The 23,403-nt window shown below is 39.1% G+C and carries 13 protein-coding genes and 1 pseudogene; 8 read left to right on the top strand and 6 right to left on the bottom strand.

Going from position 1 to position 23,403, the window contains the following annotated elements; all coding sequences use genetic code 11:
* Positions 1-31 precede the first annotated feature (31 nt).
* On the bottom strand, positions 32-2,431 hold the full coding sequence (locus DBR40_RS08515; protein WP_124559313.1) for a TonB-dependent receptor domain-containing protein: 2,400 nt from the start codon (positions 2,429-2,431) through the stop codon (positions 32-34).
* 125 nt (positions 2,432-2,556) lie between these two features.
* On the opposite strand from DBR40_RS08515, the gene DBR40_RS08520 reads away from it, so the two are divergent.
* The 5 genes and pseudogenes from DBR40_RS08520 (at position 2,557) to DBR40_RS08535 (ending at position 8,315) form a co-directional block, all read left to right on the top strand.
* On the top strand, positions 2,557-4,980 hold the full coding sequence (locus tag DBR40_RS08520) for an outer membrane beta-barrel family protein (protein WP_124559314.1): 2,424 nt from the start codon (positions 2,557-2,559) through the stop codon (positions 4,978-4,980).
* Between the two features lie 117 nt (positions 4,981-5,097).
* Positions 5,098-5,808, top strand: coding sequence for a hypothetical protein (locus DBR40_RS08525; RefSeq protein WP_124559315.1), 711 nt, complete (start codon positions 5,098-5,100; stop codon positions 5,806-5,808).
* 172 nt (positions 5,809-5,980) lie between these two features.
* On the top strand, positions 5,981-6,865 hold the full coding sequence (locus DBR40_RS26855; protein WP_199748302.1) for a hypothetical protein: 885 nt from the start codon (positions 5,981-5,983) through the stop codon (positions 6,863-6,865).
* Positions 6,866-6,880: 15 nt separating this feature from the next.
* A pseudogene (locus DBR40_RS26860) lies at positions 6,881-7,915 on the top strand (LTA synthase family protein); the annotation flags it as partial.
* A gap of 34 nt (positions 7,916-7,949) precedes the next feature.
* A complete protein-coding gene (locus tag DBR40_RS08535) occupies positions 7,950-8,315 on the top strand; it encodes a helix-turn-helix domain-containing protein (RefSeq protein ID WP_124559316.1) in 366 nt (121 codons plus the stop codon).
* A gap of 115 nt (positions 8,316-8,430) precedes the next feature.
* Here DBR40_RS08535 and DBR40_RS08540 read toward each other — a convergent pair whose 3' ends face one another.
* Positions 8,431-8,925, bottom strand: coding sequence for an SRPBCC family protein (locus DBR40_RS08540; RefSeq protein WP_124559317.1), 495 nt, complete (start codon positions 8,923-8,925; stop codon positions 8,431-8,433).
* A 160-nt stretch (positions 8,926-9,085) separates the two neighbouring features.
* Between DBR40_RS08540 and DBR40_RS08545 the strand changes: the two genes are divergently transcribed.
* Positions 9,086-10,066 (top strand): GlxA family transcriptional regulator, encoded by a 981-nt coding sequence (locus DBR40_RS08545; protein ID WP_124559318.1) that lies wholly within the window; start codon positions 9,086-9,088, stop codon positions 10,064-10,066.
* Here DBR40_RS08545 and DBR40_RS08550 read toward each other — a convergent pair.
* Positions 10,063-11,241 (bottom strand): glycoside hydrolase family 27 protein, encoded by a 1,179-nt coding sequence (locus DBR40_RS08550; RefSeq protein WP_233603836.1) that lies wholly within the window; start codon positions 11,239-11,241, stop codon positions 10,063-10,065. The genes DBR40_RS08545 and DBR40_RS08550 overlap by 4 nt on opposite strands.
* Before the next feature lie 167 nt (positions 11,242-11,408).
* Here DBR40_RS08550 and DBR40_RS08555 point away from each other — a divergent pair, with 167 nt between their 5' ends.
* A complete protein-coding gene (locus DBR40_RS08555; RefSeq protein ID WP_124559319.1) occupies positions 11,409-12,815 on the top strand; it encodes a sulfatase in 1,407 nt (468 codons plus the stop codon).
* Positions 12,816-12,933: 118 nt separating this feature from the next.
* Positions 12,934-13,380, top strand: a complete 447-nt coding sequence (locus DBR40_RS08560; RefSeq protein WP_124559320.1) for a VOC family protein — start codon at positions 12,934-12,936, stop codon at positions 13,378-13,380.
* 247 nt (positions 13,381-13,627) lie between these two features.
* Here the strand turns inward: DBR40_RS08560 and DBR40_RS08565 are convergent, their stop codons facing one another.
* From DBR40_RS08565 to DBR40_RS08575, 3 genes are all read right to left on the bottom strand, one after another.
* Complete coding sequence (locus DBR40_RS08565) at positions 13,628-14,314, bottom strand: hypothetical protein (protein WP_124559321.1); 687 nt, start codon at positions 14,312-14,314, stop codon at positions 13,628-13,630.
* Positions 14,311-21,228 (bottom strand): IPT/TIG domain-containing protein, encoded by a 6,918-nt coding sequence (locus tag DBR40_RS08570; protein ID WP_124559322.1) that lies wholly within the window; start codon positions 21,226-21,228, stop codon positions 14,311-14,313. Before DBR40_RS08570 ends, DBR40_RS08565 begins: the two co-directional genes overlap by 4 nt.
* Before the next feature lie 423 nt (positions 21,229-21,651).
* Entirely contained in the window at positions 21,652-22,773 is a 1,122-nt protein-coding gene (locus DBR40_RS08575; protein WP_124559323.1) for a YncE family protein, read from the bottom strand.
* Positions 22,774-23,403 lie beyond the last annotated feature (630 nt).

A 23,403-nucleotide genomic window follows, 5' to 3' on the forward strand; every position in this document is an offset into this window, starting at 1 on the left:
TCAATTCTGAAGAAAAACTGAAGCACGATACTTATTGGCTGTTATCGAACTGCAGGTCTTTCTTTTTCTTGATTATGCCAAAATTATAATTGAACCCCAGATAAAAAATCCTCGAATTACTCCGCTGATTAACCTGCTGTATTAAAAATTGCGATTGCAACTCAGCCACCTGCCTCTGCGATTTAAACAAATCGGAAACGGTAAGATAAACCGAACCTTTTTTCTTTAACACTTCTTCCCTTAAACCAATATTTAACACAAAACTGGGCAGGAATTTGCCCTGAGGTGTTAATCTTGCTGATTTATAAATAGAATTAAGCTGCATAGCCATTCCCCAAGGAAGCGTATAACTCCCATTAAAGTTTGCCGACCAGGTAACTGTTGATTTTTTACCTGAATAACCGAGGTTTGAAGCATCAATCTGATTGTAAAACACATTTGGAATTACATTAAAGCTTAACTTATCATTTGGATGAACAGTTAAAACAACATCGGCTCCGAAAGCTTTATCGCTACTTAGGTTTTGCTGGCGGGTAACCAAAACAGAATCATTTAATGGTGTTGTAATAGCGGTAAAACGGTTATAGGTATATCGGTAATAAACACCTGGTAATATGCTAAAATGATTGCTACTCCATTGGTAGCCCAGCTCCACGGAGTGAATAATTTCTGGAAGTAAAAACGGGTTTCCCACTCTTACATTTGTTGGATCTGCATATTCGGCAAACGGATTTAACTCATCAGCTTCAGGTCTTCTTACCCTGCGGCTATAATTTAACTGTAACTCTTTGTTATCGGTAAGTTTATAGGTAAAATGGAGGGTGGGATAAAGCTTAAAATAATGATTTGGTATTACCTCGCCTGTAGTTATTAATTTAGAAGTGATATCAGAATATTCGCCTCTTAAGCCCAACATTGCACCAAGTTTTTTTACTTCTAAAGCATAAGTTCCATACAGTGCATGTACATTTTCGTGATAAATAAAACGGTTGGTTTTATTCAAATCTGTTAAAAATTTTTGCTGCTGGTTATTAAATGCTTCGCCATAAAAATCGAGATCTTCTTTATTGTACTGCCCGTCATAACCTGCTTCTATTTTACTGTGTGCTGTAACCGGGTTTTCATAAGTAATAGCTGCATGTTTCTGATCAGCAGTTTGCTTAATTAAAGTATTATCAAGCTGATCGGCCATATTGGGGTAACGGAATGAGTTGGTGTAATGATTATCCTCTACCTCTGGCGAATGCGAAAGATTAAACTCAAGCCTCAATTTATGATCACTCTTCTTAAAATTATGTTCGGCATATACTGTGGCATCCAGGTTCTTTTCCTGCTCAAAGTTTTCTCTTCGTCTGTCATAATCCTGTTCCAGTACAGTCGCCGCGCTAACCCTTTTACTTGTTACATCATGTTTATGCATGTTACGGAGATAAAAGTTACCCGATAAACCAATAGTGGTTTTGTTCGAAATATTATAATCGATCCCTAAACCTGCAACATTTGAAAACGGTCTGGCATTTTGAACGGCAAAATCATTATAATAACGAATGCCCCCGGTAAGCGGGTCGGTTTGTATGCGGTTATTGGCATTTGTTCTTTGACGGTAATCTTGTTTTAGGCTATAACTGCCATAAATATTAATCTTTCCCGGATTATAATTCACATTTGCGCTGGCATTATAGCGTTCGCCATTCCCAATATTGGCTATCACAGTTCCGTTAAGGCCTCTTTTAACATTTTTCTTTAACACAATATTAATTATACCACCCATTCCATCGGGTTTATATTTAGCTGATGGATTGGTAATTACTTCTATCCTCTCGATACTATTTGCGGGCAATTGCTGTAAAGCTGCTGCTGCATTTGCCCCCATTAGCGGTGAAACTTTTCCGTTAATAAGTATGGTTGCAGTAGAATTTCGCAAACTGATGTTTCCATCCACGTCTACCTGAACTAAAGGTACATTAGCCAATACTTCGCTTGCCGATCCTGATTTGGCCAAAATATCCTGGGATACATCATAAACTTTTCTATCGATTGTATTATTGTAAAGCGGCTTTTTAGAAACTACTGAAACCTCGTCAAGATTTTTTGCTCCGCCATCCAGCTTTATATCCTGTATTATTCTTCTGTTGGCAGGGCCAATTACAAATGTTGCTGTTTTCAGGTTTTGGTAACCAATAAAACTGGCTATAATAAAATAGGTACCATCTGGCACATTGCTTAACTTATAATTCCCTTTTGCATCTGTTACTTCTCTTTTTACAATAGCAGTATTACCCGGTTTCATTAAAACAACGTTTACAAATTCTACTGGTTGACTGGCAGATAGCGCTGTAATTTTCCCTGAAATTGTTCCGGTGCCTTGTGCATAAAGTAACTGGGGAATAAAGAATAGAGCAGCAACAAATAGGGTATAAATTTTAATCATTATATCAATTTTGCAGCATAGATACACTTCAAATCTGTCGGAAATTTGAAGATGAATAAAAAAACGGTGGTTCAGATTCTCTACAGAATTGCTTTCTAATTTGCCGGCGGAAAACTTAATCAATTATGAAAAACTATAAACGAATATTAAAGCTATTTTGCTTTTCTATATTCTTGCTGGCCGATGATATTTGCGCTCAGGAAAAATCTATAACTGTTTCGGGACAGGTAAAAGAGGCTAAAAATAAAAACACGCTTCCCTATACCAACATCGTTTTTAAAAAACCAAATGATGAAAAATTTCTTTTGGGTACGATTAGTGATAATGAGGGGAGATTTTCAATTAAAGATATCCCATCGGGTAATTATCACCTGTTAATTAGCATGATGGGTTATCAAACCATTAAAAAAGAAATCAGTATTGGTACGCTTAGCCCCTTTCTCGATTTGGGTATTTTTGAACTGGCTGAAGATGCACAAACCCTTCAAACCGTTAATATTCAAGGCTCTTCAAACGAAGGTTTGGGTAATAAACTGGATAAAAAAACCTACGACCTTTCCAAAAATACAAGTCAGCTGGGCGGATCGGTACTGCAGGCCATGCAAAACCTTCCAGGCATTACCATTCAGGACGGAAAAGTACAATTACGGGGAAATGATAAAATTGCAGTACTGATTGATGGTAAACAAAATGCAATTACTGGGTTTGGTAGCCAAACCGGCCTGGATAATATCCCGGCTTCGGCCATTGAACGTATCGAAATCATCAACAATCCTTCTTCAAAGTACGATGCCAATGGCAATGCAGGTATTATCAATATTATTTACAAGAAGAATAAGCAGGAAGGTTTTAACGGTAAACTGGGTATGAGTACTGGCTTGGGGGCATTATGGTTGCGTAAAGAAAACCTGCCTGGAATAAGCGCACAATACCAGGCTACACCAAAGTTTAACCCCTCGCTATCATTAAATTACCGCAAAAACAAATTAAACACCTTTTTGCAGGCCGATTATCTGTATACCCAAACCCTAAATAAAAACGAATTTTCGGAGCGAATTTATGATGATGGAACGATAATTAACCAACAGGTTAAACGCAACCGTACTACAACATTTACTACGGTAAAAAGCGGTTTCGATTATAATCCTAATGAACGTAATAGTTTTACCTTATCTGGCTTTTTTAACCGCGAAAAAATTGGTGATCTGGGTGATATCCCCTACTTCAACAGTGATTTTACAGTAAGAAACCGGCTTTGGCAGTTTGTAGAAGACGAAGTAAAATATACCGCTACCGGCACTGCCTTGTATCAGCATAAATTTGCGCAACCTGGCCATACTTTAAGTGCAGGCTTTAACTATACCTGGCACAGGGAGGATGAAAAATATTTCTTCACCAATATCATGCCCACCTTTACTGGCATGGATGCTTTTAAGCTGCTCTCTGATGAGCATGTTGCCGATTTTAATCTCGACTATGTCCGCCCGTTAAAACATGGGCGAATAGAAGCGGGAATTAAATACCGTAACCGCTTTATCCCAACCAGTATGCAGTTTTATCCGGGTTTAAACTCTCCAATAGATGTAAATGCAGGTGGCTGGGCTGATTATAGCGAAAACATACCGGCAATATATGGCAACTATGTTTACGAGAACAACAAAATTGAACTGGAAGCTGGTATTAGGATGGAATATGTACGTGTTGATTATAAGGTAAATCCAAACCACAATACCTACAAGAGCGATGGCTATGAGTATTTCAGGCCTTTCCCAAATGTTCGCTTTGCATACAAAATAAACGAGACAAACAAATTAAGTGCTTTTTATAACCAACGGGTAGACCGGCCTAATGAAGTTGACATTAGGATATTCCCGAAATATGATGAGCCAGAACTGTTAAAAGTAGGTAACCCTACCCTTAGGCCACAATTTACGCATGCCATAGAGCTGGGCTATAAAAACAGTTGGGATAAGGGCTGTTTTTATGCTTCAGCCTTCCTTAAAATTGTTAATGGAACCATAACCCGCATTGCTACCATTGTTCCGGGCAATGCCATTATTTACAATATCTTCCAAAATGCAGGCAAAAGTTTTAATTCGGGTGCCGAGTTACTTTTACAGCAGGAACTCGCTCCATGGTTTTCATTTAACGTCAGCACTACCGTGTATCAAAATAAAATTAATGCCTTCACGGTAGCCAATCAATATCCGGTACCCACAATATATAGCATGCCCGGCCAATCTATCGTATCAGGCAATGCTAAGTTTAACGGACAGTTTAAATTACCCGCCAAAACAGACATTCAATTGTCTATGGCTTATTTAGCCCCCGATATTATTCCCCAGGGAAAAATCGGAAGCCGTTTTTCAACTGATCTGGGAATTAAAAAACAGATTCAAAATGGCAAAGGCGAACTCTTTTTAAACGGAAACGACATTTTTAATACCTTAAAAATTAAGAAAAACATTACTGGTAACGGTTTCAGGTTTAACAGTACTGATTTTTATGAAACGCAGATTTTTAGAGTAGGGTACAGCTACAAGTTCTAAATACCGGGTTTAAAGCATAAAAAACGACACTTTCAACACAACTTCAGAATTGCTACAGAATTGGAACTTACATTTAAGATTGATGATAAATTAAACCTGATATCCTTAAAATCAATCATGATGACTAAACTTTACCACCTTACAAGTGCACTACTGGTTGTAGTGCTTTTTATGGGCTGTACCAAAAAAGAGGTAGCAGCTGACACTAAATTGAGCTATAGTTTTAGTGCGACCAATTTAAATGCATCATTAAGTAGCAATGCAAGTGCCAGTGGTGCTGTGGTAGCTGCCGGCACAAATGGGAGTATAAACTGGGCAACAGCAAGTATTAATGTAGCCAAAATCGAATTCAGTGCAACTAAATCAGGTAGCGGGGCAATAAATCTCGAAACTAAAAACCTGTATCTGGTAAATGCTTTAAAACCCGATTCTTTATCCGGCACTGTTGCCATAGCATCGGGTGTTTATGAAAAAAATCAATTTAGCCTAACCTTAACCAGTTCGGTAACTAACCCACCCCTGTTGCTAACCGGAACATATATAGAAGCTTCGGGAACAAAAATTCCGGTAAGGTTCGAAATGAACCAGTCGCAATTGATTAAACTCGAAGCACAGCGGGTAGAAGTTACTGCCGGAACCTACCTGGCCAGGGTTACTGTACAGCTAAATGCATTAGTAACCGGATTAACTGCAAGCGATTTTGGTCAAACCACACGCACAGGCACCAACAACATGATAATTATATCAACCACTATAAATAAAGCCTTATATGAAAAATTAACTGCACGTTTTACATCAACACTGAGTGTTAATTTTTCGAAGCAATAGTCAGGCATTGGCGTTAATTAAATATTAATGAATTGTTAAACTAAATCATTAATCCTATTTTCGCCTTGCTAACCAAACATTCAGAATTCCTTCAGAATTGAAACTTACCTTCGCCCTTTGCAAAAAATAATGCCAGGCAGGTAAGTTTTAACTGTTGGAATTGTCCCCAATTATGAGTATTAAAGAAAAAACAAGTAAACTATTAGAAAACAGGTTTGGTCCTGTTTTTCTGGCTACCCTGTTATTGTGTAGCATTTCGTTATTAACCCGCATTACGCTATTAATTTATAGCGCGGCTTCTTTCGACTGGTCTGTTTTAAACCTTATAAAGGTTTTGCTAATCGGTTTGTTTTACGATCTGGCCGCAGCATCTTTTGCCATTATACCGCTGGTTATTTATTTGTGGCTTTTCCCGGCAAAAGCCTATACCAGCAAAACCAGCAGGGTATTACTGTTTATATATTTTTTCGTTGTTGTTTTAACACTCATTTTCAATGCCGTTTCCGAATGTTTTTTTTGGGAAGAATTTTCTGTACGTTATAACTTTATTGCTGTAGATTATCTGGTGTATACCACAGAGGTGATTGGGAATATACGCCAATCGTACCCCATTAATACCATTTTAACAGCACTGATTATTTTAACCGCAGGCATAGTTTACCTGTTAAGAAAGCTGATTACAGTATCTACCTACCAACAAACACGCTTTAGCAAAAGAACCAAAACTGCAGTCATTTTGCTTTGTGTGCCCATTTTCACTTATTTCTGTGTAAGCCACAAATGGAAAAACAACAGCAGCAACCAATATGTAAACGAACTCTCGGGCAATGGTATGTACGAATTCGGTTATGCTTTTTGGCATAATCAGCTCGATTACGATACCTTTTACAAAACGCTGCCGATTAAAAGTGCCGCAAATATTTTACAGCATTTACTCCAAGCAGACTCGGCTAGCAGAACCGACATTGGTACCTCCAGAACGATAAACAACGGCGGAACTGAAAACAGAATGAATGTGGTGCTGATTAGTGTAGAGAGTTTAAGTGCGGAATTTTAAGGCACCTTCGGTAATACACAAAACATTACACCTCAGTTAGATTCGCTGGCTAAAGAGGGTTTACTGTTTAGCAATTTATATGCATCGGGTACGAGAACCGTGCGTGGATTGGAAGCACTTTCACTTTGTATCCCTCCTACTCCAGGCCAATCCATAGTGAAACGTCCTGATAATAAAAACCTTTTTACTTTAGGCAATGTATTCCGCTCTAAAGGCTACAACAGCCGCTTTATATATGGTGGTTATGGTTATTTCGATAACATGAACGAATTCTTTTCGAACAATGGTTATGAGGTAACTGACAGAAGTGCCTTGCAGGATTCGGAAATCCATTATTCTAATATATGGGGAGTGGCAGACGAAGATCTGTTTACGCTTTCATTGCGCGAGTTGGATAAAGATTATAAAAACAATAAACCGTTTTTCGCTCAAATTATGACGGTTTCTAACCACCGCCCCTACACTTATCCTGAAGGCAGAATAGATATCCCATCGCACACAGGAAGAGAAGGTGCTGTAAAATATACCGACTATGCCATTGGCAAATTTATACGCGAAGCCAAACAAAAGCCCTGGTTTGCAAATACCTTATTTATTATTGTAGCCGATCATTGTGCATCAAGTGCTGGTAAAGTAGAATTACCAGTTGATAAATACCACATCCCGATGATTTTTTATAGTCCGGGACACATTGCACCGGGTAAATTCGAAAAACTTACTGCACAGATTGATATTGGCCCAACCATTTTAGGCTATTTAAATTTCAGCTACGACAGCAAATTTTTCGGCCAGGATGTATTTAAAATGAAAGATTCGGATGAAAGGGCATTTATTAGTACCTACCAAAGTTTAGGTTACATTAAAAACAAGCAACTGGTTGTGCTCGATCCTAATAAAAAAGCAAATACCTATCAGCCCGATTTCAAAACAGGAAACGCAGAAAAACGCCCAGCAGATCAAAAACTGATTAATGAAGCCATTGCCAATTATCAAATGGCCTCCTATCTGTATCAAAATGGATTATACGGTTTTGATGTTAAACGGAAGTAGGTGGCTTAGTAGTTAACAACAAAAAAAACAACCCATGGGTATAAATATTGGATTACTGATCTGGAAAGAGATGAAAGTTAAAGGAATGAGCAGGGAACAGCTTGCTGATGAGGTACAGATTAGTAAGCACCGTGTGGGTACAATACTGAAATCGACTTCAATAGACACAGACCTCCTTACCCGAATTTCTATAGCTCTTGACGTTAACTTTTTCGAGTATTTCCGCAGAGATGAAGACCTGGCTAAGATAGAAATAGACTCTGGGACAAAGCATAATCAGGAAATCATTGATTTAAAACGCCTAAACGGCGATAAAAACAAGCTCCTGGAGCTTTACGAGGAAACCATTAAAAGCCAGAAAAAGATTATTGCTTCGTTAGAAAATCTAACTAAAACTTAACGGTAAAGAATTTGTCCAAGGGCTAGCCTCAAACAGTGTTAAGGCAGCCCCTTCGACAAACTCAGGATGGCAATTCTATATTTATAGCGTTACCGCTCAATCGCGGCCTTTTTAATCAGGCCTCCAGTTGCCATTTTTTAGCCAGTTCGGTATTGTAACCATCACCTTCTTTCGGGTTTGGCTGTCCCTTGCCTGTTGTAATGAGCTGGTATAAACTTCCTTTAATGTAATTGGTCCAGGCTTCTCGGCAAATTTCGAAACATTCGTATTGCGGCACCAGTCCCTCATGGGTAAAAGTTACAACAGTTTTGTTGTCTGCTGTCGAAATATCGAAAACAAGTTTAGTACCGATCCATTCACTTTTATCATCAATAAAATTAAAGTAGTTATCGAGCACCTGCCATACTACTTTTTGATCCGCAACCAGTTCTATCAGTTTCGCCTTACAATAGTGCACATCGCGGTAGTGGTAAATAAATTCGGCATTTAGCGCTGCTGTGTTACCTTCTATATCTTCCGACCACCAACCACGTACATTGGTAATGGCGTTAATTACTTCTTTTGGGCTTTGATCTACCTCAATGGCAGCTGTAAAATTTTGTTTTTCCATGGTATTGATGTGGTTTAAATTTTAAATATGAATTAGTATATACCAAAGTTAACCCGATTAATGCTTTTATGTACGGTGTAAAACAGACATTGTAACGGGTTGATTTGGACAAGCTTAATCCTTATCTTTATATCAACATCAAATATCTTACCTACCTCAAATGAAACACATTACCATACTGGTTCCCGATGGACCGAACAACCTGAGCAGCATTATCGGCTCTTATAAAATACTTAGCAGGGCAAACGCATATTGGCAGGAAAACGGTCATGAAGCATTGTTTAAAATTGAACTGGCAGGCATTTCGGATGAAGTAAACTATTACGATGGTTTATTTAGCGTTAAACCGCACCGGCATATATCATCAATTAGTCGTACCAATCTGGTAATTATCCCATCATTAAACCACAATTACGAAAAAGCAATTGAAGGAAACCAGGTGTTAACCAACTGGATTTTAAAACAATACCAGCAGGGCGCCGAAATTGCCAGCATGTGTACCGGCGCGTTCCTTTTGGCTGCTACCGGTTTATTAGATGGTAAGAGCTGTTCTACTCATTGGGTAGTTGCCGATAATTTCAGGAACAAATTTCCGAAAGTACATTTAAAAACAGACCAGTTGATTACGGATGAAAACGGGATATATACCAACGGTGGTGCTTATTCTTTTCTAAACCTGCTGCTGTACCTGATTGAAAAGAATTTAGACCGGCAAACCGCTATTTACTGCGCCAAAGTTTTCCAAATCGAAATGGATAGACATAGCCAATCGTCGTTTATTATTTTTAAGGGGCAAAAGCTGCACAGCGATGAAATGGTAAAAGAAGCACAATGCTACCTGGAGAACAACCTGAACCAAAAAATCGCTGTGGAAGATTTATCTGCCCGTTTTGCAGTAGGCAGAAGAAATTTCGACAGGAGGTTTATCAAAGCCACAGGTAACACGCCTATTGAATATTTACAACGGGCCAAAATAGAATCGGCCAAAAGGGCTTTCGAAACCAGCCGAAAAAGCATTAACGAGGTGATGTACGAAGTAGGCTATGCTGATGCAAAAGCTTTCCGTGAGGTATTTAGAAAAATAACCGGAATATCGCCTCTGGAATACAGAAACAGGTACAATAAAGATTTACAGAGTTAAGACTTTACTTTAAGCACCACTACCCCATGCGCGGGAATAGAAAATGTTTTTTGTTTTTTCAGGCTTCCCAAATCCGTATGCTGCCAAAGGTCTCTTAACCGGCTGCGACTATTTATACCCAAACTTTTGGCATCAAGATTAAATTCGGTTGTTTGATTACCACGGTTCATGATGGCAATGACTTTATCGCCCGTTCCCAATGGTTTTAGCCAAACCTCCATATCACCAGTTTTCAAAACCCTGCTGGCCTGCTTAAAACCTTTATCCTGGTTTAAGGCTATGATTTCCTTGTTGGTTAGTATTTCGATGGTTTGTTTTGACATTGAGCGCAAATCATTTCCGGCCAGTAAAGGTGAATTAAGCATGCACCACATCGAAAAATGCGTTTTATCTTCTTCGTAACTCATACCCCTGCCTACCTGCAGCATATCCATATCGTTATAATGGCCAGCTGAAGCGTATGGATGTAAATCGGCATTGAGGTCGATAATTTTAAGGATTGAAGCGAAGCTTGCACTAATATCGCCCGATATCCGCCACGAATCGGCCTCGGTTATGGCCCACTTTCCAGGAAACTGCCAGCGGCAAACATTAAAAACAATATTTTTATCGATGGCTTTAACTGCACGGATAATTTTGGAGTACTCGGTTTGCTCATCCAGTTTCATTTTCTCGCCCCCACACCAGTCTACCTTTAAAAAATTAAAGTTCCATTCTTTAAAAAACAGGTTACAATCTTCATCCAGGTGCGAATAAATTCCCACTCCAATTCCTTTTTGATCGTTATCCCAGATAGACCCGCAGGTATTTAAACCAGCATCTGTATAAATACCGGCTTTGAGCTTTTTACTGTGAATATAATCGGTTAGCAATCTCATTCCGGAAGGGAATTTTTGCTGGTCTACAAAGAGCTTGCCCGAGGCATCTCTCCCGCCAAAAAAGCCATCGTCGATATTAATAAAGCGGTAACCTGCATCGTACAATCCCGACGATATCATGGCATCAGCTTGCTCCCTGATCATCTTTTCATCAATTTTAACCCTGAAATTGTTCCAGCTGCTCCAGCCCATTATCGGTGCTTTAGCCTCCTGGGCATGCAAAGCTGGGTAAAAACCCAATAAACAAGCCGTTATTAAAAAACTAATCTTTTTAAGTGCAGGATTAAAATTCATCATTAAAATACAGGTTAGGATGTCACATTTTAGATAACAATCAAAGATATAAATACCGTACCGTCTATCAAGCCTCCATTATATTGTTTTATTTACTTTATTTGCAATTAACCAACAGCCCAGGGCAAAAAAATGCCAATGGAAACTTTAACCAGCTATAAACATCCTAAATGAAAAAGCGCTTAACTGCAATACTCTATTTTTTTGTGTTTGTTCCCTGCTTAACCATAGCCCAACAAAAACCCAACATTATATTCATTAATATGGATGATATGGGATGGCGTGATGCAGGCTTTATGGGGTCGAAATTTTACGAAACTCCTGTAATGGATAAATTGGCAACACAAGGTATGGTTTTTACCAATGGCTACGCGTCGGCATCTAATTGCGCGCCCAGTAGAGCGAGTATGCTTAGCGGTTTATGGCAAACCCGCCATGGCATTTATACCGTAGGTAGTTCTGAGCGTGGCGATAGCAAAAACCGTAAGCTGGTGCCTGTAAAAAATATAGAGGTGCTTAATGCCGGTTTCAAAATTTTTCCGCAGCTGTTAAAAGAAAATGGATATAATACCTGTATAGCCGGCAAATGGCACATGAGCGACAATCCCCTAACCTACGGTTTCGATGTAAACATTGGCGGATCGCATGCCGGAAGTCCGAAAAGCTATTACCCGCCTTACGGCAATGTAAAAATTGATGGACCAAATAACCAATACCTAACCGATTTAATTACCGATAAAGCCATCGATTATATTAAAAACCAAAAAGCCAGCAAGCCTTTCTTTTTATATTATGCATCATATGGCGTGCATAGCCCCATCCAAAAGGTAGATAGTTTAATGCATAAATTTAAAGACAAACCAGCCGACGATGGCCAACGTAACCAGGCCTATGCCACTATGCTGAATAACGAAGACCGTAATATTGGCCGGTTAATCCAAACGCTCGAAGCGCAGGGAATGATGCAAAACACCCTTATAATTTTCACCTCAGATAATGGCGGTTTTAACCAGGTTACCTGGCAGCATCCTTTAAGGGCCGGTAAAGGCAGTTATTTTGAAGGTGGTACACGTGTTCCGCTGGTATTTGTGTGGAAGGGTAAAATTAAAGCTGGTACTACCAGCGATATTCCGGTAACCAACCTTGATCTTTATCCAACACTGATGCAGGTAGCCAATATAAAAGCGTACCCTAAAGTGGATGGCAATAGCATTTACAATTACCTGCTAACGCAAAAACCTGAAAAAGTAATTACTGAGCGCCCGTTATACTGGTATTTCCCTATTTATTTAGAAGGTGGAAATGCTGAAACGAACGATAATATATTCAGAACGCGCCCTGGCGAAACGATACGTAAAGGCGATTGGAAACTGCACCATTATTTTGAAGATGATACAGTGCAGCTTTATAACCTGAAAAACGATATCGGCGAAAAACACAATGTAGCCAAACAAAACCCCAAAATAGTGGAAGCATTACTTGCCCTGTTAAAAAACTGGGTACAAAAGGTGCATGCACCAGCTGTAACAACCTTAAACAAAGATTATATTCCATTGAACGCAAAACAAAATAAATAAAAGCCAAAACCTTCATACTTCAAACAAGATTTAATGCAATGTAAACCATCTTAAACAGATGCCATCTGTTTTCTGATATTTCACTTCAATTGCTATATTTAGTAAAAAAACAAATCACATGGAAGAGCAACAAAAACAAGCAGAAAACTCAATCATACCTAAAGTAACGGGCATTGGCGGCATATTCTTTTTTTCACATAACCCCAAAGATACCAAAGCCTGGTATGCTAAAAACCTGGGCTTCGATGTTAACGAATGGGGCTCGGTAAGTTTTGATTCGAGAAATGTGCATAGGCCTGAAGAAATTAACTCGTTACAATGGAGTCCGTTCAAAAATGGTGATGAATACTTTGCCCCTTCCAAAAAAGATTTCATGATCAATTACCTGGTTCAGAACATTGAAGGGCTGGTAACCCAACTGAAAGAAAACGGTGTAACAGTGCTGGATGATATTGCAACCTACGATTTCGGAAAGTTTGTACACATTATGGATGCCGAAGGCAATAAAATTGAACTTTGGGAACCGGCTGATAATAGTCAGCAAGCAAACGAGATTAAAGGGTAATAAATCAGTAGTTAATGAAAATATTCCCAGACAAAAACCTTGAAATCAGGCAGATTTACTGTTATCTTGAGACGTTGAATGCGCTCGGCAATAGATTTATCGACAAACATTTATCCAAACTTCTGCTAGAATAAAAGCGAAGTGAGAATAATTATAACTATTCATACTTCGCTTCAGTTAATGTTTTCGATTTCACCTTCGATGAACCAAATTAGACATTTTCAGCAGATTGTATCAGTACCGTATCCTAATTTGTCTTAAATTGAAATATTCCAGAATCTGAGGTATTGCCTGTTGCATCTTTCGTAATCACTTTCCAATAATAAGTTGTACCCGATGTTACTGCAATACCATTCAGAAATTTATCCGTAATACCGGCTTTATAAGATGCCGGTGTACTGCTTGTACCAAAATAAACGTCGTAGCCCAAAATGTCATTATCCGGATCGCTTGCTATCCAGGCTAGATTAACCGTACCGGATGCAGCACCTTGCCCAAAAACGCAAGAAAGATTGTCGGCCGGAAACGGAGGATGAGAGACCGAGCCTATGCCTGCGTTATAAAACTTCCATACCTCACTCTTAGCTGTTGTTGATAATGAATTAGATTTTGACAAGACATACCACGAATAAGGTGTATCCCGATCAAGGTTTACCGACAACTGATTAGTAGAGCTGGTTAATGTTGTGACAGCATTAGTAAGCAGGTTTTTAATGTTTAACTCATAATTGTTAGTATTGCCTCCACTATTCCAGGTAAAGGTTACAGTACTTTTAGTTGTTGAGATAACAGTCCCTGCTGTACATACTGAATTTTGAGCAGGAAAAGTAAGCAAAGCAGGTTGCGGATCAGCGGTAATATCTGTACTGTCATTTTTACCACAACTCGTAAATAAGGCAGTAGTTATTAATAGAATGGTGATGTACTTTCTCATAATTTCACAACTTTAAGTATTTTTTCAGTCTGACCAGTTTTTAATTTAAGAATATAAACTCCTGGAGTAAGATCCTGGGGCTCTATCTGCACCGTACCAGAAGTATTGGCAAATTGTTTGCTGTATACCTTTTCACCCGTAATTTTAAACAATCCTACGGTTGCCACAGAAACCTCCTCATTGCCCAGATTTACATTTAGTGTTGATGTAAACGGATTTGGAAAAGCAAGAATACCTGTTGACAGATCGAAACGTTTTTGATAAATGCCCTGGCACGATTTATCTGTGGCAACAGTTAAATCGTTTACGCCATTTTTCAGGTTTAATGTCATATTACCTGCTGTAGTTGTGGTGGTTACCCCATTCAGCGTAACGTAATATTTGCTAGCACCATCCAATGTAAGGTTTAAGCTTTGCGCGGCATTATTAATGGCCGCATATACCGCCAGACTTTTAGGTTCTGTTATTACTACAGTAAAACATTGCTGGTAGCTATTCTGACCGGCAATGGTAAAGCAAACATTGTAAGTACCTGCTCCCAGATTGTTAATACTGGTTGTATTGGTAAACGGATAGGTTCCATTTAAATTACCACCAGTTATTGTCGCCGTATAATTTAATGGCTGTGCGGCGCTAATGGTAATAGTACCATTTGCCAATCCATAACAAGTGGTGCTATTGGCTGTTACTGTAAAGTTAGAAGCTGGCAGTGCAAACATTGTAGTAATTACAGTAGCTGCTGATGTTCTACTTACTCCATTAAGTGTTACAATAACAGTATATGCTCCGCTTTGGCTGGCTGTATAAGTACCAGATGTTGCCCCGGCAATGTTAACTCCATCTTTTAACCATTGATAGGTATACCCCACTTCCGAATTTGCCGTTAATAATACACTGCCTCCGGGATAAAATGTAAGCGGCCCTGAAGCAGTAATTGTGGGTGTGGGTAAAACGGTAATAACATCGGTAAAAGTTGAAGTACCAGCTATATTAGTTACCGATAAAGTTCCACTTGATGCCAAAAAGTTTGCTTCTATCTGTGTATCAGACTTAATAATAAACGACACTGCAGATACCCCTGTGATAGCGACATTTGTAGTTTTAGTAAAGTTTTTACCAGATATTAATAATTGGCCCGTACCATCTGTTGCAGTTACTACAGATGTAATAATCGGAGGGCTTAAAAAAATGAAACCAGGAAACGAATTTTGGCCACTCGGAGTTTGGACTGTTATACTACCGCTCTCGCCATCTCCAACAATTGCAATAATAGTTTGAGGAGAAACTACCCTAAATGATTTTGCCACCTTGGCACCAAAATTCACAACCGATGTTTGGTCAAAATATTTACCTGTAATATAAACAGTTGAGTCTTTTGCTGCAATAAGCGGTGATACCGAGGTAATTTGTGGCGCTGGTATAATACCATTATTATAGATCGCTATTTTGCTGTTTACAGGATCCAAAACTATAATATCATTCCTTCCATCGCCATCAATATCACTTACTTGATAATTATTAAAATTATCATTAGCACCCGAAAGCAGTAAAACAGGTGCTTCAAACTGAATAGTACCAACACCAGATAAATTGCGGGAATAGGAAATAGTAGAGTTTACACCTCCCATTAAATCTATCTTGCCGTCTCCATCAACGTCAGCCAAACCATTTCGATATATTAATCCCTTATTCGAAAATGCCTGTGGTGCCTGGAGCGATGCGGTAGTGATCGTTCCCTTCGTTGCTATATTCCTTGATACCAGAAATAAATTGCTCGCATTATATCCATAATCATTTTCTAGTACATCTGCTTTGTTATCCCCGTCAAAATCGGCAGATAGTAAAGTTGATGAATAATAACTCGAATGTGTGATATACGTAGTTGGAAATAGTTGAGGGTTTAAACTACCAGGCACCGCACGATTATTAAATATTGTAAATCCATTATAAGAACTTCCATAAATTGGATCGGGCATATTGTCACCATCAATATCTGTTAAGGTAAATGAAATATTGCTGCTGGAGGAGGTGTTTTGAAAGTATCCTGCTGTTCCAAATGAGACTTTAGATGCATTTGAAGTATTAAGATAATAAGCTCCACCTGTACCCGAAATTAAATCCGGTCTGCCATCCATGTCTATGTCTCTAAGAAACATACCCGAATATGAGCTATTTAACGACTCAAATGCAGTTGTGCTAAAAGACACATTACCCAATGTTGATGTATTACGTAAAAAAACAATACTGAGCCCCGTACCGAATAAAATATCGGGGCTTCCATCTCCATCTATATCATCCACTACCATATTTATAACTTGTTTACCAATCACCAAATTAATCTTTTGCGTGAATGATGATTTTGACAATACTTTATCTCTTCCATGTAAAAGGATGTATAAAGAGTCGCTTTTGGCAACCAAAAAATCAGGGGTTCCATCTCCATCAAAATCTTTGATGGCTATTGAAGAAACTGCTGAGTCGAAATTTATATCATGCTTGTTCGAATAGCCTGAAAAAGTTGCTGTTGTAGTTACCATAAACGGTAAATTGGAATAGCCGGTTAGCCCCTTATCTATATTGGTTACTGTAACTAGGTTATTTGCGCCTGCTGGTACGACTATCTCTAACTTCGTTTTGGTTGCATTCGTAACCTGCGCTCGAACGGGGCCAAAATAAACTACATTTTTTTCAGGTATGGGATTAAAGTTATCTCCAATTATACTTAATGCCGTTCCAATCGGACCAGATGCTCGCGAAAATGAGAGTACCAGCGGTGGCTTGTTATATAAAAATCCGGCTATTGTTCCAGATCCACCATCCCCGGTAACACTAATCGATCCGGTTTCGCCTAAACCTGGTACTGCTTGAATACTCGTTGGCGAATTTACCGTAAATGAACTTGCCTCCACACTCCCAAATTTCACACTGGTAACATTTGTAAAATTAGTTCCCATAATACTAACAACCGCTGAAGATCCTTCCCCAGTGGTTGTAAACGATGTGATTACCGGGGCAGGTAAAAAGACGAAACCCTGAAAAGAAGCCGTTCCGCCGGGATTTGTTACCGTAATGGTTCCACTTGAAGCATTTACTGGTGATACTTTAATTTGAGTTGGAGATAACACAGTAAACGCAACAACAGATGATCCAAATTTAACTTGTGTTGTCCCCGTAAAATTATTCCCCGTTATCGTAACAGGGGTTTGTCCGTTCGCAGTTAACGGGCTTACACTGGTAATGTTTGGCTGAGGATACCAGGTAAAACCATCAATTTCTGTATTGCCTGCGTTTGTTGTTAGAGAGATTTTGCCACTGGCTCCGGCATTTACCGTTACTATTACTACATTATTGGTTACGCTGGTAACTGTAGCAACAATACCTCCTATCGTTACTGCCGATGTTGTGAGCAGATTGGAACCATTTATAGAAACTGATGTACCTGAACCTCCTGATGAAGGTGTAAATGAATATATTACCGGCGGAGGCAAGAATGTAAAACCAGCTATATTTGCCATTCCACTGGGACCAGAAATATTTACACTTCCACTGTTACCGGTACCAACTGTAGCCGTTATAATAGTTGGAGAAACAACTGAAAAAGATGTTGCGTTAACACCGCCAAAGTTTACTGATTGTATGCCTGTAAAATTGTTACCGGTAATGGTAACGGTCTGTCCGGCGGCAGCTACTACAGGGCTTATGCTCTGGATAACCGGCGAAGAATAAATGAACCCGTCTATGGAAGCGGTACCACTGATTGTAATCACACTAATACTGCCACTAACAACGGCATTATTTATGTAAACAATAATTGAGGTAGATGAAAATGTAGAATACGAAACTGAAACACCTCCAATTTTAACTCCGGTAACACCAATAAAATTTGTTCCGGTAATGGTTACCTGCCCACCACTTTGCTGTGCTGCAGGAGAGAATGCAGTAACTGTAGGTGGTTGAGCCCAAACAAAGCCTGGTTTACTATCCTTACCAAATGGGGTTACCACCACTACATCTCCTGATGCTGATGCAGCGGGAATAGCACTTATCGAAGTTGGTGACAATACTGTAAAGGATGTGGCTGGTACTCCTCCAAAGCTCACAGCGGTAGCATTTGTAAAGTTATTACCTGCGATAGTTACCGGTGATGTCGATAGTGTACCAGCATACACTGGATTAAAAAAAGAGATGGATGGCCCTGGGTGGGTAAATCCAAATGTAGAAGTTCGCCCTAAAGGTGTTACTACCGTTACACTTCCTGATTTTCCTAAACCAACAACAGCCGTAATTTGAGTAGGCGAATTCACAATGAATGATGTGGCAGAAACACCCCCAAAATAAACGTCGGAAGCATTTGTAAAGTTATTGCCGGTAATGACTACCGTTTGGCCAGCACCTGCACTTGTTGGTGTAAATGAAGTAATAACTGGCCCAGAATAACTAAAACCGGGCAAACTGGCATTCCCTCCAGGTGAGATAACACCAATTGAACCACTTGCCCCTGCCCCAACAGTAGCCTGGATTGCAGTAGGTGATAGAATGGTAAAAATCGAACTAATGCCTCCAATTGTCACAGTTCCTACGTCTGTTAAATCTGTACCAGTAATCGTAACAATATCTCCACTAGCAGCAGTTGTTGGGCTAAAAGAGGTAATAGTTGGAGCAGGCACCCAGATAAATCCTGCCAGCAATGCCGTTCCATAAGTATTTGTTACGGTTACATTACCCGATGACGCGCCATTGCCAACATAAGCCAATATCTGATTATTGCTATTATAACCAATCTGAGCAGGTACGCCCCCTATGCTTACCTGCGAATTACTTAAATTGGATCCAATGATTGTAATTCCACTATTTAACCCGCCTTTAAGCGGGTATACCTGAGTAATAGCCGGAGGTAAAATATAGTTAAAACTACTATATGTGGCTTTTCCTCCAGGCGTAGTTACGGTAATGCCATTGCCTGATCCAGCTGCAACTACAGCCTTAATAGTTGTTGGCGAAACCACTGTAAACGAACTTGCTGCGGTGTTTCCAAAACTTACATTGGTTGCATTACTAAGATCATTTCCGGTTATGGTAATAACATCACCTGTTCCGCCACTATAAGGAGATATAGTACTAATATTTGGAGCAGGGATATAGGTAAAGCCAGGAAAATTTGCCGTTCCACTAGGGGCATAAACAGACACCGCTCCACTACCACCATAATTGCCCACTACTGCATTTATTTCTGTTGGTGAAATGATGGTAAAGGAAGCATAATAGCCTCCAAAATTAACCTGAGTTACGCCATTAAAGTTAGTACCTGTAATCTTTATAACGTTACCGGCTGCTCCGCTAAGCGAAGAAATAGCTGTAATGGTAGGCGGAGGTATAAAGGTAAACCCCGATAAGGTGGCTGTACCATAAGGATTTGTTACCGTAACATCTCCTGATAAGGAACTACCAGCAGCAACATTTGCATAAAGGCTGGTTGGTGATCCCAAACTAAAACTAGCTGCAGGTTTTCCGCCGATGGTTACAGCAGTAGTACCTGTAAAATAACTTCCGGTAATAGTAACACCTTGCCCTGTGTATGCTGATGTTGGCGAAAACGATGTAATTACAGGTGGCTCTGTAGAAACAGCAACTGTAAGATTTAAATTATAAGTGCTTATTCCGGATTCATTTGATGCAGCAATTTTATAATTGGTGGCGGCAGAAACTGCCTTTGGTGTACCAACAATAGTACCATCTGTACTCAAGGAGAGCCCGGCAGGTAGCGTTGGAGTAATGGTAAACCCCGTTGTTAATATCCTGTAAAGCCCCCCTGAAAGATATTCAATATTATCATCCTCATCAATAATGAAGTTGCTATAATAGGTTTCATATTTCGTTTTTCCATTCGAATCATAGTACACCGGTCCTCCGATAGTAACAACATCAGCTGAAGGACTTATCCGGCGGAATAAGGAATTTCCATCGGCAACAATCAAATTACCTTTCGAATCTATCCGCATCATCTGTGGAGACCAAAAAGAAGCAGATAGGCCGCTACCATCTGCACTGCCAAAATTTGAGCCCGCAAACGTGGTTACAACACCAGCCGGTGTTATTTTTCTAATCAGACTATTTCCCGATTCTAATGCATAGAGGTTGCCATCTTTACCTATTACTATAGCAACTACGTTATAAAATGACGCAGCAGCCCCAGTACCATTAGCCTTTCCAGTAACTCTTGATTGGCCAGCTACAAATGAAACTGTGCCATCCGTAGCAACTTTCATTATCCTTCCCGGGCCTTCTGCAACATAAATTACACCGTTAGCGTCCATGGCAAGCGCACCAGGACTAAACAATCCTTGTGCATAAGTTGATACGACACCGGATGGCGTTATTTTTCTTATCCTACCATTTGTTTCATCACGGCTATTTCTTTCAGCTACATACAGATTCCCTGCATTGTCATTTATGATATCATTCAACGTACCAAACAGTGCAGCTGTACCTAATCCATCAGCATAACCGTAGGTTGATGTTCCGGCAAATACTGAAGAACTCCCATCTGGTTTTACACGGATTATAGAAGCATATTGAGTGCCGTAAAGATCCCCTGAAGAAGTTTTTATAAAATGTTGAATGAACGATGGGTTTCCCGCAAAGAGTTGATCGACTTGAGGATATATTCTGCCAGGAACAGCTCCACCGGTATTTGTAACGCTAATGGGCGTTATTTCTTTTTCAAGATAAACAGTTTGTGGGCTCGTGTAGCTAATATTTGGTTTTTGCGCGGATGATACTAAAGATAGTACCGAGAAAAAAACAGGCAGAAAAAATCTAAATAGCGTAAGGTTAGTCCAGACTAAAAATAATTGGCTTTTGATTCCTGTCCACACCAGTTTCAAATTAATTTGTAAGCGTTTGTTTAGACACATAAAGGGCGTTTTATTTGGTTAAGCTGTAATCATTATATTCATCTGTTACAACGAACATGAATAATAAGCCAATAAGATATAAATCGAATAGCACCGTAAGGTAGAAGACCGAATAAGTGCGAGATGGGGTCACTGTTGAAAAAACATTATTGAGAGATAATTAATAGATTAAGACAGGTTTATACATCACAAATTTAGCATAAATATTCATAGTCAAAAAACAAATTCCAAGGTACTAAAAGCTCCGGCGAATACACTCAGCCGGAGAAAAATATTGTTCCGAACCTAGGCGAATATAATCTGCATCAGAAAAGCCACTTTAGAAATAGTATAGAGCTATAAAAAGCAGAATTACAAAAGCCCCACATTGCGGGGCTTCTGCATTTTTGATTAGATATACTTAAATCTTAAATACCAAAATGATTACTCTCCATATACGCTAATAACACTAACTGTATTGGCGGTATAGTTTGATACAAAAGCATATTTACCATCAGGACTCATCAGTATCGCTCCCGGAGACTGTCCGACATTAATAGTGATCGGAACCAACAAATTTGTAGCTAAATCAATAATATTTACAGTTCCTTGACCGGCAGTTAAACCAGTATAATTCGGTGCTCCTGAACTGTACAAGGTATTGTAATTCGAAACAAATCCATAAAGTCCATCTGGGGTAATATCAAATCCTGATGGCTGTATCCCGAGTTCAATCAAAGCAGACTGTGTTTTTTGCTCAAGATCTATTACGCAAACTGTTGTACCATAAGGGGCAAAATTATTACTTCCAAAATTAGTAAGGTAGGCGAACTTACCAGAAGCATCAAACTTTATCGCAAACATACCAAATAGAAAAGGGCTACTTGCTAAAAAAGGAGCTCCACCAATGGTATCAACTACAGTATTCGTAACGGTCGAAATCTTTGAAAGTGTACCTTGCCATGGCTCTCCGTTTGTATAATTTGCAGTATAAACAAAATCACCCTTCGGACTAATGGCAATTGCAGCTGGTGCAGCAGCTTGTGTATATTCACTTAAAGTAATTTCTTCAATAATTTTTTCGCCAACCAAATCTACCACGCTAACAGTATTACCGGATCCGGATGGAATTGCTGTACTCGCGCCATAATTGTTAACATAGGCCTTAGTCCCGTCTGGCGTAATTACCATACCCGATGGCCCGTTAAATCCGTCAATTGTTCCGGTAACCTGATTTGTTGCGGTATCGATAATGCTAATTGTTGCCGCATTTGAATTGGTAACGTAAGCCTTGGTTTCATCTTTAGATAACGTTACGGTGTAGGGTTGATTAAATGTTCCGCTTGAAATGGTTAAGATAGGCATAAAGGTCTTTAGGTCAATCAAGGTCACAGTATCACTTCCAGCGATACCGTAATTATTCCCGTTTGCCACATATAATTTAGTGGAATCGGATGTTATTGCCATTGCAGTTGGGTTCACTCCAACATTGACCGTGGCAATTAATTTACTGTTTAAAATACTTTTTGATTGATTTTTGATAACGTTAATATCAGTTTTTGGCATATTTCTATTACTTTATTTTCTCCTACTCATATGGCTTTTCGGTGTTGCCCCGTTTTTGAAATGGTCTCTGGTCTCCATTTATATTGTTGATTTTTAAAAAACAAAAAACTGCTTTCGCAGGCCGTCTTCCCTTTTTACTATTTCGTATTTTTTTAATGTAAACGCATCAGACTGCACATAGCTTACCTATATACCAGTTGGCTTTATCGAGGATTTTCACTTGCGCGCTAATTGCTCAGAAATCTATAAAATTGCTCCTGATAAGCGCACTCAAATGATTGCTTCAATTTTGAAATAAAAGGGTAAGGCGATATAAGTAGTTTAAATACAATCTTTAAAACCGACTGGGTAAAATTTTACCGGCAAGAAGAAACACAGGGAGTTTCTGAAGGAAGATACTTTTTGGGACAGGAAATTTCATTTTGATTGAGTTAATTAATTTGAAGCAAATTAAGAAATAAATAGAAAATCCGTAAGGCAAATACTATTTTTCCGAGTACAGCTTTTGTTTTTTTTTGCGCAGGGATGGGCAGTCTTACCAAAGTTTCTAAAATACTTAATCGTGCATATCTTTTTTTCCTAATCTTGCTAGTAGAAAATTGTATTCATTGCCATTTTAAAAGTATTCAG

Source organism: Pedobacter sp. KBW01, assembly GCF_003852395.1.
Classification (GTDB): domain Bacteria; phylum Bacteroidota; class Bacteroidia; order Sphingobacteriales; family Sphingobacteriaceae; genus Pedobacter.

Coding starts and splice junctions, on each gene's coding strand:
- DBR40_RS08520 (WP_124559314.1), top strand. CDS start 2,557: ATGAAAAACTATAAACGAATATTAAAGCTATTTTGCTTTTCTATATTC.
- DBR40_RS08535 (WP_124559316.1), top strand. CDS start 7,950: ATGGGTATAAATATTGGATTACTGATCTGGAAAGAGATGAAAGTTAAA.
- DBR40_RS08545 (WP_124559318.1), top strand. CDS start 9,086: ATGAAACACATTACCATACTGGTTCCCGATGGACCGAACAACCTGAGC.
- DBR40_RS08560 (WP_124559320.1), top strand. CDS start 12,934: ATGGAAGAGCAACAAAAACAAGCAGAAAACTCAATCATACCTAAAGTA.
- DBR40_RS08515 (WP_124559313.1), bottom strand. CDS start 2,431: ATGATTAAAATTTATACCCTATTTGTTGCTGCTCTATTCTTTATTCCC.
- DBR40_RS08575 (WP_124559323.1), bottom strand. CDS start 22,773: ATGCCAAAAACTGATATTAACGTTATCAAAAATCAATCAAAAAGTATT.
- DBR40_RS08550 (WP_233603836.1), bottom strand. CDS start 11,241: ATGATGAATTTTAATCCTGCACTTAAAAAGATTAGTTTTTTAATAACG.
- DBR40_RS08555 (WP_124559319.1), top strand. CDS start 11,409: ATGAAAAAGCGCTTAACTGCAATACTCTATTTTTTTGTGTTTGTTCCC.
- DBR40_RS26855 (WP_199748302.1), top strand. CDS start 5,981: ATGAGTATTAAAGAAAAAACAAGTAAACTATTAGAAAACAGGTTTGGT.
- DBR40_RS08565 (WP_124559321.1), bottom strand. CDS start 14,314: ATGAGAAAGTACATCACCATTCTATTAATAACTACTGCCTTATTTACG.
- DBR40_RS08525 (WP_124559315.1), top strand. CDS start 5,098: ATGATGACTAAACTTTACCACCTTACAAGTGCACTACTGGTTGTAGTG.
- DBR40_RS08540 (WP_124559317.1), bottom strand. CDS start 8,925: ATGGAAAAACAAAATTTTACAGCTGCCATTGAGGTAGATCAAAGCCCA.
- DBR40_RS08570 (WP_124559322.1), bottom strand. CDS start 21,228: ATGTGTCTAAACAAACGCTTACAAATTAATTTGAAACTGGTGTGGACA.